The sequence below is a fragment of the Succinivibrio sp. genome (assembly GCF_045124615.1).
Taxonomy (GTDB): domain Bacteria; phylum Pseudomonadota; class Gammaproteobacteria; order Enterobacterales; family Succinivibrionaceae; genus Succinivibrio; species Succinivibrio faecicola.
On sequence record NZ_JBGVMC010000353.1, the window covers coordinates 1 to 13,996 of the forward strand.

A 13,996-nucleotide genomic window follows, 5' to 3' on the forward strand; every position below is an offset into this window, starting at 1 on the left:
CTGCGTGAAACTCCATCAGGAAAATAATCGGACATATCTGCTACCTCTCAAAAAGACTATCCTTCTGCGGATTATTATAGCAAAGTCCGCATTATAAAAAGTAGTGTAGCTAGACGATTTTCGGGCGCCTTGCCACCCGAACCCTAGTTCAAGCTGTCACAGTACCTATACGACTATTTATTTTGATTGTCATTTACCATTTGATAAAAATCCGGATCCCAATATGCAATTGAAACAATATTTTCAATTGGTAATACTATTGTGTAAGGTTCTAAAACATCATCAAGAATCTTTTTCATTTGTTCTTCTGAATATTTTTCATTAAAAATAAAATCCGGATAATAATCACAATAAACATTGGTGATGTTTTCAATTAACCGTTTTTCAGTTCTATATCCAGAAAAGAAAGGACAAATCTTAATATATTTGGTATCAGGATTTTTTAACTCCATAAAAGTTTTTATCCAACCAATATAAACTTTTCTGTTTGACAGAGTTATCTGTACAAATTTACCATTTTTTGTTGCTTCATAAACTCTTTGTTTTAACTGGTTTTCATTTGCACATAACACTGTTGCTTTATTAATAATTTTCTGATTTTTTGAAAGTATATATCCACATCCCCAGGCAAATATTATTGAAAATACACTCCAAAACATTACGAGAGCAGAAAAATTTTCATTAAAATTAAATCCAATCCAATATGTGCAAAATAAATCGTCTACTTTTGCAAACAAATCCAAAATTGATACAAAAATAAAAGACAATATCGCAAATGGAAGCCCCCAAGAAAATACATGAAGATATTGATCCCAACCTTCAGATCTTAATTGTTTAAATCTTGCCACTGGATATCTACTTGTAAACATAAACCCACTGGTCATTATAATAACTAAAATAAACGCTTCCATATAAACAAAAGGCCCCTACAAGGAGCCATAGCAGCAAAAATAAAATAATTATTGTTCTTTTTTATTTGAAACTGAAATGATCTTTTTTTCAGTTAATCTTTTGCATTTTGCAAAATTACTTAACAGATTTTCTGATGCTTTTTTATTTTTATAATTAAACCCAAAACCACCATTTTTAAAAGATATTACAGGTGATTTTTCATCGAAATTATATGCACCAATCATAATAAATATTCCCTAAAAAGACTAATCTTCTTTTTAATTATAAAATTTGCATTTTGTTTTCTCAATACTAAATCGTGTTTATTGTCGCAAACTTTAAAAACTCTCCATATACTATAAGACCTCGACTTCGTCACTTCTCTGAGAGTGAGAGGACTAATGTCGAGGTCTGAAACTTTATTTACTCAAAGCTTACAGCAAAAAATAAAAATGTCAATATATTAGGATAAGAAAACATAAGTTAGGATAACTTAGGACAAGTCAGAAATTATCAATAAACTGCTGATACATTTTGTCTTTGAATTTAGAGTGTCGTTCCTCAGACTTTTGCAAGTCCTGCTCATAAAGAAAGGTCTTTGGTTCATTGCTTTTAAACGGTTCTATTCCCAGAAGCCATTTTGCTGCAATACTTGGATCTTTATGAGCACGCATATAATGTCTGCATAATCTTCTCATCTTCTGATAAGAAACACCGCGCTCTTTACAGAATAAGCTCATTGAACGATAACACTTACCTTCAAATTCAAATACCTTCATTCATAATCCTTAGCTGATTGAGGATCAACTGTTCACCTCTTCTGATTAAGTCACAGATAGCCTGAGTAGTAACATACTTTAAAGCTGTATCTACAGCAGGATTAAATCTAAAATAGTTTGAGCAATGACGTGATTTTATTTTCTGCTCTTTGTTCTGTTTTTTTAAAATCAGGAAAATCTCATCAGGAGATTTACACTGGATATAAAACATATTGAGCAGTTTATATAGATTAGGCTGTTTCTGTTTTAGTTCACAGAATGCCTTATCAATAATCATAGCAGATTCATCAGAAATGGTATAAGTCTGATTTGATGAAGTGTGTCCTGGATAACCAGAACATCCAAAATAGCGTGACCAAAGACCGTAATTGTGAAGAAGACGAATGTATTCACGGGAATTATCTTCACTGATAGCGCAAATAATTTCATTTGTCAGCATATTGACCTCACATCATGGTTTTATAGATTACAGGAACAGCCTGAACGATAAATTCATAGGTAAGTTTCACGCCCAGAGCTTTTGCCTTCGAAAGAATACGATTCCATAAAGTCTGGTCTTTTAGCACTTCAAGTAAATCATACCCCTTCATTGTCATACGAATACCTGGCACATTTGGAGCCTGAGGCAGAAAGTTAGGATGGTATGTACATTTACCGTCATCATCCATATCTGATGCAAGTTCGTAATTGGTAATAAGTTCGCTTTCCTTAAGCAGCTCATAATGAAGCAGCACGTTTTTCTGTTCGCTCTCCTGAAGCTGTTCCCAATGTATTTTCACCTTATTGTCTTCTATCGCACACAGAATGTCTTTAATAATTTTCCAATCGCGTTTCATTGGTTACTCCCCAGTTTTTGTATTTAAATTAGCAATCATATCATGCGCTTCTTCGACAAATCTCGTCATACTTCCTCCCACTTCACACATACATCAACACGTGGAGTCTCATCACCCTCACACCAGAACTTCTCCGCGCTCAAACGTACCACCTGCACATCGTCACTGAACACAATACCGTTCATACCATCCAGCACTGACTTGATGACGTTATCTAGATCAGGCTTTCCTGGTCTCACCACAGAGCACCCATGCTCAGCAATCTGCATACGTTTCTTCTTGGTGTAGGAAGCCGGTATCTGATAGTAGGCACTGATACGCACACTGCATGGCGCACTGAAGTCTGGCTGTTCTACCATGTGCTCTACCGCATGACTTGCCTCATAGCGAATCTGAGCTTCATAGGTTCTGGTCTTCTTGGGAGTAACAGCATGACCGCCAAAAAACCTGACACGCCCCTTTCCTGTTGGTTCACCCTTGATTGTAAAATTCAGTTCTAACATGCTCCCTCCTGAAAACAACTGCTAAAAATTTTTGTCTGGTGATTTTTGCGTGCGCAGGCCGTTTTTTTATATATGTAAATATATGGGGTTTTTAATACCCCATATATATTTATATATATAAGGCGGTTTGAGCACGCTGTCACACCGTAAAAATGACGGTTTGAGCACGATGATAAAACCGTGAATTTTACGGTTTGAGCACACTGCTCAAATCGTGATTTTGACGGTTTAAGCACACTGATTTTTGCAATTGAGCACACTGCTAAAACCGTGTTTTTTACGGTTTTAGCATTAGTTAGCTTATGCTTACAAACTAACCTAAAAAAGGTGAATATTGTCATACTAATTTAACTCCTGAGAAGCTTTTAAATAGCGAGCTAAATCTTCTGCAGTGAACCATTTACCACCAAACAGCGAAAATGCTTTTGGAAACTCTTTTAGCCATTTGGCTACGGTATTTCTCGCTTTATCAAGTTCTACAGCAAGCTCAGTTACAGTCACACCATTATCATGGGCGATATTGTAGTAAGCTTCTCTCAGCTGATTCTTTCTGTCGTTTGGTGAAGTCTGATACTGCTTAAGGTTAGCTCTCGCATCACCTTCCAGAAAGCATGCCTCTAGCTCTCCTTTGGTGTCTACTCTGTGGATTGGGTAATCAAACCATACATTGAGCGGTTTAAATGAACGGAACTCACGCAGAGAGCCGGTTACTCTCCATGCAGAACGGTCCTCATCTATATCTTCGCCCCAAGCTATCTCTTTGCCCTCCAACTGCGTTAAATCAATCTCCGAGAAGTCCAGAATTGCATCAGGATCACGTGTAAGCACTCCTGAGCCAGAAGCTCTATCAATTGATTTCTTGCTTCCCTGAGCGCCCTTAGAATGATGGTGACAGTAAATGGTACATGCACCAGTCTGAGCGCCTATCTGGTCAAAGTAATTGCAAAATGCGGACATATCTGCAGCAGAGTTTTCATCACCAGTAATAACCTTATAAATAGGGTCAATTACAATGGCCTTGATACCCTTTACCATAGAAGCCTGATTGATAATGTGCTTACTTAGCTTATCAAGTGGCAGTGCATGACCTCTCAGGTTCCATGTAATGATATTGTTGATATTTGGATTTTCTGCAGGGTCTGAGGAATACCCCAGACTCTCATAGATCTTTTTAAATCGCTCGTTTGCTGAAGGAGCATCAATCTCAAGATTTACATACAGCACCTTGCACTGTTTACACTGGAATCTGCCAAGCCATTTGCCACCTTCAGCCATAGCAACACACAGTTCCATGAGTGCGAAGCTCTTACCAGCCTTTGAAGGTCCAGCAATAATCATCTTGTGGCCTTCTCTTAGCACTTCTTCAATCAGTGGTTCTGGTAAAGGATCAGGATTTTGGAACTTGTCTGCCAGTGAAGTGATTGGTGGAAGTTTTTCTTCTGGTATTTCCTCAATGGAATTACGCCACACAGACCAGTTTGCAGCACCGATATTTGTTGCTAAAAGCTTCTGTATATTGCTGTTACGAGTAGCACCTGGTAATCTCGACAGCCTCATAACATTCTTGTTCTGAGTATCAACACTGAAGCCGTGATTCTCTAGGAAGTTGTATAGGAAAGATACTCTCTGAGCGTATTCATTCTCATTCTGAGCATCAATCTTGACGATAGCGTGAAGTGATTTTGTACCACTGAAGACTAATGCTGCAATTGGAAGATTACATTCAACATAAGCTTTATACTGTGCTTCAATTGATACCTCATCAGACTCGATCAGAGTAAAGCGGTAGGATGTGGCATTTACATCACGAACCCCTTGTCCGTCACATGGATTGAATCTGATCCATGCACCAGCTTCCTGATTCCAGTCTCCTGTGGTTGCACCTAAATCATCCGGATATTTCTCAAGAGACTTGATTAACTTGCCAGCAGTTCTGGAATAATCACCTCTATTGGCAGGAGTCCACTTACCATCTTCTCGCTGAAACGATTCTGTAACAAGACCGACGTACTCATCAGGCTTAAACAGTGTTTCAAGATAAACCTTAAGCTGTTGAGCACCACTTAAATGACTGTAGTTATCAGGGAGCGGTGAGCACTTTTCTTTCTGAGATATCTGAGTGTAAGGTTCATCAACACTAATTTCATCGTCAAAGCTGATTTCATGGCCTTTTTCACTTTCAGGACACCATCCCAATTCTCTTGCCATCTTGTAAATGCTTTTAACTGTTACATTACTGGTGTTTGAGCTACCGAAAGAGCGCCATTTGCTCTGACATACATTTGGACGATAGCGGGAATCATTGCGTGACCATTCATCCCATACGTCACAGCTGTAAGCACCATCATGCAGAGCCATTCCCACTTCAACCCACTTCTCGTAATTTAAGCTCTTTGGGTCGATTGCATATAGAGCGTCTTTTAAATCATCTTTCATAGTAAAATCTCTTACTGTTTAGGAGTGTATTGAGAAGGAACAATCTCATTTGGAACGATCCAGTGATTTGCTGCAATCCTGTCAATTAAGGATGTAGCTTCTTTCATTGACCATGTGCCTACAGATTTAAAGCCATAACGTTCCAGCAGTCTTATCTGTTTAGCTGTAGTTAAATGTTCATTGGCACGTTTCATCAGTACATCAATCAGCTTAGTGGCTTTTCCACGTGAATCTATACCGTCAGTACTGATATTGAATTTTTCAATAAGTTCTATCTGCTTCTGGGTAGGAGGTTCTAACTCCCATTTGAAAGTCGGTTCGTAGTCGTCAAGATTCTCTTCAATCGAAAAAATAAACTGCAGAGGATCGACGAACTTGGCTTTTTTACGTCTTTGAGCTTCAAGCTCTTTAGCTAAAGCCTCTTTACGCTGTTTAACAATATCAGCTTCCGCCTGTTCTTCAGCTTCAAGAATGTCGATACCGTCATCACTGTCATCAATTAGTGCTGCTCTTTCTACCTTTAAATCTATATTTTTGGCATGCTCTGCGTCTTTAGCTATGATGCAACTTGGACGACATAAAGATAGCTTAGCTGTCATCCATAAAAAGTCTAAAAGCAGTAACTCCTTTTTGCCTGGATACAGTCGCATACCACGACCAACAATCTGTGTATACAATGAACGTGACTTTGTTGGCCTGAGATTTACAATGCAGTCAACTGCAGGACAGTCCCACCCTTCTGTAAGAAGCATTGAATTGCATATAACGTTGTATCTGCCACTTTCGAAGTCTGACAGAATATCTTTTCTGTCTGTACTTTCGCCATTAACTTCTATTGCACGAAACCCTTTAGAATTTAAAAGTTCACAAAACTGCTGAGAGATTGCAACCAGTGGTAAGAACACAACTGTTTTACGATTGAAGCACAGCTTAGTCATTTCGTTTGCAATCTGTTCAAGATATGGCTCTAATGCATTTCCCAAATCAGAAGGTATATAATCTCCACAGGATGTGCGTACATTTTGAAGATCAATATTAAGAGGGATCATCTTTGCTCTTATTGGTGAAAGATAACCGTCTTTCACTGCCTGAGCTATTGGATACTCAAACGCAATAGAATCAAAGAAAGTACTTAAATCTTTTTTATCACTTCTGTCAGGTGTGGCAGTAACGCCCAACACTCTGGCATTGTTGAAGTACTCAAGCACTTTCTGATATGATGATGACAGACAATGATGTGCTTCGTCGACGATGATTAGATCGAATGCATTATGGGGATAAGCATTTAATCTTCTGTCATTGGTTAGTGTTTGAACAGAACCAATGACTATTTGTGCATCACTGTCTGCAGCAGAAAACTGAGCTTTTTCAAACTCTGGTATTAAACCTGTTACAGCTTGAAGTTTGTCTGAAGCCTGTTGTAACAACTCATCACGATGGGCAATGATAAGAGCACGCTCTCCTTTGGCTGCACATTTCTGTGCTACTGCAGAAAAGCATACTGTCTTACCTGTCCCTGTGGCCTGTATGAGGAGGGTTTTAGCCCTCCCCTGTGACCACTCATTGAAAACAGCTTGTACAGCTTTTTTCTGATAAGGTCTTAACTCCATTTAACGCTCCTAATCCAACAAATCATCATTAGAAGTGTTAGTTGTAGGCTTGTTTACCTGAGAAGTTCTGACTGTAGAGCTTTTAAGTGCTGCAGTTGAGTTCTCTGCGCTTAAATTAGCATCTATGAAACGATCAATATCATTAGTCTGTTTTTCTTCACCGTTCTTATTGGTATAAGTACGATGCTTAATCATACAGCGACCTTTCTTGCCTACAAGCTGATCCCACTTAACGCGAACCTTTTCACCTTCTTTCTTTAAGCCTACAGAGCGAAGGAACTGAGACAGCTTCCACTCCATAGATGAATACATGATTAAATCTGCATTTACAGAAGTTCTGCCCTGATCGCTATCAATAGCCAGAGTTAAAACAGCCTTGTTACAAGGTGGAATTTTAGTTGAGCCAGGGAAACGACCGCGCTCAAACTTGGTTACAGTAAAGCTGTATTCACCTTCATCTAATAGGACAAAGTCTCCACCATCCTGCTCAACTTCATCGTCCCAGCCAATCTCATAACCTTCGTTAGACATAATTAAATTCCTCTTAAGTTAAAGTTAAAAAATTAAAATAAATCCTTACCAAGCTTGCTTAGAATGGAATCCCACTTAGGCAGAAGCTTGTCTGCGTAATCTGTCACAGGAATGCGCTCATCAAAGTTTTTGGACTTTGACAAAAGCTCCTTCAGTTCATCTTCAGTTACTCCGTCACGCTCCATGAACTCCTTAAGTTGTTCCTTTAAATCCTTACCTTCAGCGTTAATCTTCTTCATCTGAGATTTGCGGTCAGCTACAGGAGATTCAGAGAAGTGCTCTGCTATGTTCTGGTAATCCATATCCAGCATATCTTCCAAACCATAACGATTCTTTGCATCCCAGCAAGGATGATGGCTTGTGTACATCACACGCTTACCGCCCGATGCCTTGGCAGAGCCGTTATCTGACTGTGAGACATAGGTCTTGTAGTTCAGGAAGAAAACAGCATCAGCCCACTCTTTAACGATTGGAGCTGTCTGACGTGTAAGCTTGAGCTCCCATCTGTCGAATGCGCCCTGTTCATCTGGTAGCTCTTGCTTACGCATTTTTGCGTGAGCTGTGATTACTACATGTTTGCCGGATTCAATAACTTCATTAAGAGCGTTCAGCATCTTCTCAATCTCTTCGGAAACATAGGTATAGCCTTTGCCGTAGCCAAATGATTCAATGGAAGGCTGTTTGTATTTGGTACAGATAGCGCTGATTGCAAGTTGTTCCGCCCAATCCGCAGTATCAAGCACTAGAGTTTTACAGATATCTTGATGGGCAACCTCTTTAATAGTCTCAAGTAGATCATTCCATGAGTCGCGACATTCAATACGTGCCACATCCAGATGAGCAGAACCACCTTCGGTATCTATAAAAAGAGGATTTGGAAAGTTAGAGGCAAATGTGGTCTTGCCGATGCCTTCAGGACCGTAAACAACGACTTTCTGAGGTCTCTGAACCTTGCCTCTTGTTATATTCAGTTTAATTGCCATATAATTTACCTATAGATTATTATTCATATTTGCCCTAGTCTCGATTTAATCTCGAGGAACTAGGGTTTCTTTTCCTGGTACTCGAATTAAGAGTGCACCAAGTAACTCTTCAACTTTCTTCTTACCAAGTTCCTTCTCAATTGCAGTCAGAGTTTTTAGCTTATGTATGTTTTCATAAGGTTCTACTCCATTTGCAGTCAGAGTCTTGGCAACTTCCTTTTCATCTGTGAATTTGCGTGTACTTCTTCCTGGTTTAAGTTCAAATCCCTCCCATGATTTACCAACTTTTGCGCAGTTGAGCGCATATTCCTGAACATCCTTAATCCATGACACAATCTCATTACCGTGTCTTAGAATTGTCAGAATCTCATCCTCAGTCAGAGTGGTTGTATCTCCCAGCTGTGACTCAAAGTCCTTAAGAATTTCCATGAACTCTTCTCCGTATTTTTTGCAGGTCCCTTTTGCTTTACAGAAACGGCACCAGTCCCCCTTAACAAATACACCATTACCGCTAAGAGCTTCTTCAGCTTTTGGTTTGAATAATGTCTCTGCTGCTTCCAATAATTCTTCAATTGATACTGAATATGTACTAATGTTCTCTACATTAGGTTGATAGATAGTCATTGTTACAGTTTGAATACTTTCATATACTTCTCTGAAGGTTGAGTAAGCACCAAGCGCATACAGCATCATCTGAGGATTTTTAAAAGCGCTAACTTTGACTCCGACACCGTTCTTATAGTCAACAATGTTGATATTGGTGTCATTGATGATGATGCAGTCAGCTGTTCCAAAAGCCCCCTTTGCGGTGTATTCTGAGAAGTCAATTTTCTGCTCAATCATTACAGCGCTACCATCTGTTACAAGATCACCGATAAAGTCTGAATAACCTTGAGCGTTACGCTCATCATCAGCACTGTATTCGTACAGTGGTCTGGTAACTTCTCTACCAAGCTTTTTTGCAAGCTTATAAGCACATAATTCATGTACTTCAGTACCTTTTTGTGCATCTGTAGAGGTGTTATCAGGTATTCCTTCACAGGCTTTAATGCTTGCGGTACAGTTTAGCCAGCGATGGGATGCCGATGCGCTTAAAATGGAATGTTCAGCCATGACTTAAGTCCCTCTAAAACTGATACATAGTCACACTGTTTAACTTCAGACAGCTTTTTTGCACCATGCTTATGAAGTAAATCTAAAAAATATTCTCGACCACCTTGTTCTAATGTTTCAGTAGCAAACTTTTTTAGATCTTCAATTTTGATTTCCTTTTCAAACTTGATAACAGGCTCTTTACCATCTAATTCGCTTAACTTTCTGCGAATTTCATCGAGTGAAATCTGAATGCGATCTAATTCACCCACGATGCGAGCAACTGTTAATGCTTCTTTAGCAATACTCTCGGACATTTAGTTAGTCTTCCTGTTAAGTTCTTTCCATACCTTCAGTTCTGGATAAGCAAGCTTTAGGTACATTAGTCTTGCTCTTGGACAACCCTGTTCTCTCCAGGAACAGACAGAAGAAGTTGCGATTTTGCAGATATTGGCAACTTTGGTAACTCCTCCCAACTCCTGAATCAGACGATCGGCCAATTCACCCTTTAAAAGATTTTTAATTTCTTTTGGCTTTTTCTTACTTGGCATACTGTACTTTTGAGTCCTCCTAAAAATTAACTTTAAAATTATGATAGATATATCTAGTTTAAAATGCAAGCCTTGTCGAGCAATTTTTATACTAAACTGTTAGATATATCTAGTTATTTTTATTTGTTGGAGGGGCTATATGTTTGATTTTTCTCAATTAAGTGAAAGGATTTTATATGGCTTACAAAAAACAGGTAAAAAACAGGCTGATTTGTGTAAATTTACCGGATGTAAATCATCAACTGTCAGTGACTGGTGTAATGGAAAAGTAAAAAAATTAAATTCTGAAAATGCCTTTAAGGTAAGTAAGCTTTTGCAGTTAAATCAGGAATGGCTTATCACTGGTAAAGGTTCACCAGATGCAAATGCTCAGGACATCATTGCGTTGGATGATAATGAGCAACCATCTGATGATTACGTTCAGATTAAAGAGTATTCAATAAAATGTGCTGCAGGTGATGGTAGAGAACCGACTTATGAAGAGCAGCACGAAAGTGTACCTGCAACGTATCGCTTGTCATGGTTTCAGCATATTGGCGTGAATCCCAATCACTGCAAAAGATTCGTTGTTACAGGTGACTCGATGATACCAGTGCTGTATAACAACGACAGAATACTTGTAGATTTAAGCGATACTTTTCCTATTCACAATAACCACGTTTATGCCATTGTCTTCGGTAATGAAATCAGAGTTAAAAGGCTTATATCTCAGATGAATGGTGATTTAATCATTCGTTCAGACAATCGTGACAGCTATCCAGACGAAATAATTAAACACGATGAAGAAAATGTAAACTTTCGTGTTATTGGCAGAGTCATTGAGAAGTCCGGTAATGGTGGGTTATGATGAATGAACTAAAAGTAAAAACAGCATTAAAATACTGCTTTAATTATAAAGGCGGCTTTGATATATCGAAGGAGTTTATAACACCTTCTTTTATTGCAGTAATTGCTGCATTTATAAAATCTCAAAAAATTAGCAAAGAACAAATTAAGTGCAAAGAAGATACTTCTTATTTAGAGAGCATTGGTTTTTATAAAGAACTTTGGGGTACTCCAATAACTGTGAATAGGCATTCAAATGGTTATTCTTATTCTCCTTTGATTTTATTGGATGAACAACTTAAAACAAATGATGCAACATCGACAATTAATTCGTGTATTAAAAGACTATTAACTAATAAAAATTCTTGTGTTAATGATCTTTGTGAGGTAGTTGGTGAGTTACACGATAATGTATGGTCTCATGGAAAAGGAATGGGGTTTTCTATTGCTCAATACTACAGAAAACAGAAAAGAATAGAATTTGCAGTTGTAGATTGTGGAATTGGATTTTTTAGCGAGTTAAAAAATGCACATATTCCAAAGATAGAAAATCACAAAGATGCCATTCAGTGGTGTCTACAAAGAGGCAATTCTTCTAAAAAGTATAAAGAGAGGTTTGATGACGGTTGGGGGCAGAGAGTTCCTTATGATGTGACCTTTGAGTCAAATCCATTTTCTCAGATAGGTATATCACAAGTTTCTGTTGATAATGATAATCATCATGAAGGATTAGGCTTAGCAAAACTTGTAGATCTCATAAAAGCTACAAACGGAGATTTACAGATCATATCAGGAAATACTTTATTTGAATTAAAAAATAATGATTCACCAGAGGGTATTTATAGTACAATTGATCATGAATGGAAAGGTGTAATAATTGCCTTTTCAATTCCTACAACACTTGGATACAAAAACACTCAAGATAAAGATCTTGATGAGTTATTGTCGCTTATGACAACAAATAACTAAAACAAAAAAAAGGAAAGAAAAATGGAGACATTAACAATAAAATTGCCTTCTGGCAGTTTAGCTTCTAGAGCTTCTGCTGTTCCTTTCAGACAAAAAATACAACAAGGGTTAGAAGAAGGTAAAACCGTAATTTTAGACTTATCTGACGTAGATGTTATATCAGGTTCATTTGCAGACGAATGTGTTGGAGTCCTTGTAAAAATGAAAGGTTTTAAAACCGTTTCAACAAAAATAAAATTAAAATATGGTAATGGCTATACCGAAAAAAGTATAGCTTCAGCTATTCTGGAAAGAAAAAACGAAGTTGAAAAAGTAAAAACGCTTGCTGATTACAACTTTTATCCTGCATAAAAATCTATAGCTGTGTAGCTTTAGTCTGCTTCGTCTTGCAGTGCTACACAGCATTTTAACATTCACTTCTTAAATCATCTCTAAAAAAATTTCAACTAAATTTATTTATTTTTCAAAAAGATAAAATCTTTTTATCTATTTAGCTAGATATATCTATTGATATTTAAGCTAGCTACATCTATTATAAAGACATCAGCTAGATATATCTATCAATAAACAGGTAAAACAAAAGTCCTACAGTCAAGGTTGCATGATGAAAGAAAAAGCAAAACAGCTAGCAGTGGATGTCATCTTAACGTTTGGCATTCTCTGCCTTTGGTTCACGATTTACGAGATTTATACGTTTTAAATTGAGAGAAAACATTTTGACATTGGTGGAGCTAACCACTCCACCCTTTTTGAAAGGAATAACCATGGAAGAATTAGCACTCATAACAAGAAAAGACGTTATAGCTCTACTAGGCTTTAAGTCTCTACATGGCTTTAACAATTTTCTAAAGAAACACCCTGATTTTCCAAAGCCAGTTGATAGAGATAACAGCTTTTCTGGGCGTATATGTTTCTTTAAGAAAGAGATTGAACAGTATTTAACAACAGCTTTTAAGCATAAGGAATAATGAATGATCACTATTTTTGAGCTTAAGTTTCAGTCATCTGAAAAGTTAAGAAAGGAATTAGGAATATTTGGCAGTAAGTGGGCAGAAAAGCTTGACATTAAAGACTTATTGAGAATGGCTTTTCCTGAATCAACTGATACAGAGATTAAAGCTAATTTAAAGTACTTTATTGAGCATGGCATATTTAAAAAGAGCCCTGTTCCACCAAAAGTTATTTACGACAATTACTGTCATGAGTTTGGTTATTCATTGCCTTATGACGTTAATGGATATGTTTATGAAGAGCCAAAGAATGAACCAAAAGTAGCCCAAAAGATTGCTTGTATTGAACCAAAAGTAACAAAAGCAAAGGTGGAAATTATGGATATTAAGACTCAACAGAATGATGAGATGTCACAAATTAAGCAAATGCTGCTTGATGAGATTGCCCTTATCCAGGATGCAAAGAACTATACCTCTCAAGATGGGTCAATTGATACTCAGAAGGCTGAATTGCTGTTTAAGAGAGCTGAAGCAGTTAATAACATTGCTGGTTCATTAAATGATATGAGAAGGACTGAGATAGAGACAAAGAAGTTACAGCTTGATGCTGTCAGAACTGCATTGTCTCATGGATATGATGTAAAGGTTAACGGCAATCTTTTAGGAGTTCAAATTGAGCACTCTAGGTAGGAAATGGACCAGAAAAGACAAAAAATGGACTGATGAAATTATGGATTTTGTCAGGTCTGTATGTCCTTTACGTGAACATGGCATTAACTCCAGAAGAGAACTTGCAGAAGAAATCAATAAAAGATTTGGTCGTGAGTTTACGGATAAAGCTGTATGTGCTCACTGCTATGAAAACGGCATTCAGTTAGGTTTGTGCTATAGCAATTCAGATGTGCAACGTGGAGAAAAACACTGGAGACATCGACCTGTTGGTTCTTTTCAAGAGAAAAAAGGTTATATAAGAATTAAAGTGGCTGAGCCAAATAAGTGGATGCAGTATCAGCGTTACGTATGGGAGCAACATCATCCAG

General features: G+C 37.7%; 19 protein-coding genes. 6 read left to right on the forward strand and 13 right to left on the reverse strand.

The features are described 5' to 3' along the window. Nucleotides 1–173 precede the first annotated feature (173 nt). The 13 genes from ACJML3_RS09285 to ACJML3_RS09345 form a co-directional block, all read right to left on the reverse strand. Nucleotides 174–911: a hypothetical protein gene (locus tag ACJML3_RS09285; protein WP_406022617.1), complete on the reverse strand. Its 738-nt coding sequence runs from the start codon at nucleotides 909–911 to the stop codon at nucleotides 174–176. A gap of 48 nt (nucleotides 912–959) precedes the next feature. Next, nucleotides 960–1,136, reverse strand: coding sequence for a hypothetical protein (locus tag ACJML3_RS09290; protein ID WP_406022619.1), 177 nt, complete (start codon nucleotides 1,134–1,136; stop codon nucleotides 960–962). Between the two features lie 258 nt (nucleotides 1,137–1,394). After that, complete coding sequence (locus tag ACJML3_RS09295) at nucleotides 1,395–1,670, reverse strand: hypothetical protein (RefSeq protein WP_406022621.1); 276 nt, start codon at nucleotides 1,668–1,670, stop codon at nucleotides 1,395–1,397. Beyond that, nucleotides 1,657–2,109, reverse strand: a complete 453-nt coding sequence (locus ACJML3_RS09300; RefSeq protein ID WP_406022623.1) for a hypothetical protein — start codon at nucleotides 2,107–2,109, stop codon at nucleotides 1,657–1,659. The genes ACJML3_RS09295 and ACJML3_RS09300 overlap by 14 nt, the downstream gene beginning before the upstream one ends. Before the next feature lie 7 nt (nucleotides 2,110–2,116). Next, the gene (locus tag ACJML3_RS09305; RefSeq protein WP_406022625.1) at nucleotides 2,117–2,506 is read right to left on the reverse strand and encodes a DUF2513 domain-containing protein; all 390 of its coding nucleotides are present in this window, start codon (nucleotides 2,504–2,506) and stop codon (nucleotides 2,117–2,119) included. A 65-nt stretch (nucleotides 2,507–2,571) separates the two neighbouring features. Further along, nucleotides 2,572–3,009 (reverse strand): RusA family crossover junction endodeoxyribonuclease, encoded by a 438-nt coding sequence (locus tag ACJML3_RS09310; protein WP_406022627.1) that lies wholly within the window; start codon nucleotides 3,007–3,009, stop codon nucleotides 2,572–2,574. A gap of 342 nt (nucleotides 3,010–3,351) precedes the next feature. Then, complete coding sequence (locus ACJML3_RS09315; protein ID WP_406022629.1) at nucleotides 3,352–5,445, reverse strand: AAA family ATPase; 2,094 nt, start codon at nucleotides 5,443–5,445, stop codon at nucleotides 3,352–3,354. 11 nt (nucleotides 5,446–5,456) lie between these two features. Then, on the reverse strand, nucleotides 5,457–7,055 hold the full coding sequence (locus ACJML3_RS09320) for a DEAD/DEAH box helicase (protein ID WP_406022631.1): 1,599 nt from the start codon (nucleotides 7,053–7,055) through the stop codon (nucleotides 5,457–5,459). Nucleotides 7,056–7,064: 9 nt separating this feature from the next. Next, on the reverse strand, nucleotides 7,065–7,586 hold the full coding sequence (locus ACJML3_RS09325) for a hypothetical protein (protein ID WP_406022633.1): 522 nt from the start codon (nucleotides 7,584–7,586) through the stop codon (nucleotides 7,065–7,067). Nucleotides 7,587–7,618: 32 nt separating this feature from the next. After that, nucleotides 7,619–8,569: an ATP-binding protein gene (locus tag ACJML3_RS09330; RefSeq protein WP_406022635.1), complete on the reverse strand. Its 951-nt coding sequence runs from the start codon at nucleotides 8,567–8,569 to the stop codon at nucleotides 7,619–7,621. 45 nt (nucleotides 8,570–8,614) lie between these two features. Then, complete coding sequence (locus ACJML3_RS09335) at nucleotides 8,615–9,682, reverse strand: DUF2800 domain-containing protein (protein ID WP_406022637.1); 1,068 nt, start codon at nucleotides 9,680–9,682, stop codon at nucleotides 8,615–8,617. Continuing rightward, complete coding sequence (locus ACJML3_RS09340) at nucleotides 9,661–9,978, reverse strand: hypothetical protein (RefSeq protein ID WP_406022639.1); 318 nt, start codon at nucleotides 9,976–9,978, stop codon at nucleotides 9,661–9,663. Before ACJML3_RS09340 ends, ACJML3_RS09335 begins: the two co-directional genes overlap by 22 nt. Further along, nucleotides 9,979–10,212, reverse strand: a complete 234-nt coding sequence (locus tag ACJML3_RS09345) for a hypothetical protein (RefSeq protein WP_406022641.1) — start codon at nucleotides 10,210–10,212, stop codon at nucleotides 9,979–9,981. Nucleotides 10,213–10,351: 139 nt separating this feature from the next. Here ACJML3_RS09345 and ACJML3_RS09350 point away from each other — a divergent pair, with 139 nt between their 5' ends. The 6 genes from ACJML3_RS09350 to ACJML3_RS09375 form a co-directional block, all read left to right on the forward strand. Beyond that, the gene (locus ACJML3_RS09350; protein ID WP_406022643.1) at nucleotides 10,352–11,059 is read left to right on the forward strand and encodes a helix-turn-helix transcriptional regulator; all 708 of its coding nucleotides are present in this window, start codon (nucleotides 10,352–10,354) and stop codon (nucleotides 11,057–11,059) included. Further along, nucleotides 11,056–12,006 carry a hypothetical protein gene (locus ACJML3_RS09355; RefSeq protein ID WP_406022645.1) on the forward strand — a complete coding sequence of 317 codons (951 nt, stop codon included), beginning with the start codon at nucleotides 11,056–11,058 and terminating at the stop codon, nucleotides 12,004–12,006. Before ACJML3_RS09350 ends, ACJML3_RS09355 begins: the two co-directional genes overlap by 4 nt. A 21-nt stretch (nucleotides 12,007–12,027) precedes the next feature. Further along, on the forward strand, nucleotides 12,028–12,357 hold the full coding sequence (locus ACJML3_RS09360) for an STAS-like domain-containing protein (RefSeq protein WP_406022647.1): 330 nt from the start codon (nucleotides 12,028–12,030) through the stop codon (nucleotides 12,355–12,357). A 413-nt stretch (nucleotides 12,358–12,770) separates the two neighbouring features. Beyond that, nucleotides 12,771–12,974, forward strand: coding sequence for a hypothetical protein (locus tag ACJML3_RS09365; RefSeq protein ID WP_406022649.1), 204 nt, complete (start codon nucleotides 12,771–12,773; stop codon nucleotides 12,972–12,974). A 3-nt stretch (nucleotides 12,975–12,977) separates the two neighbouring features. After that, a complete protein-coding gene (locus tag ACJML3_RS09370) occupies nucleotides 12,978–13,646 on the forward strand; it encodes a hypothetical protein (RefSeq protein ID WP_406022650.1) in 669 nt (222 codons plus the stop codon). Continuing rightward, the coding region (locus tag ACJML3_RS09375; protein ID WP_406022652.1) for a hypothetical protein at nucleotides 13,630–13,996 on the forward strand (367 nt) is incomplete at its 3' end. The genes ACJML3_RS09370 and ACJML3_RS09375, both read left to right, overlap by 17 nt.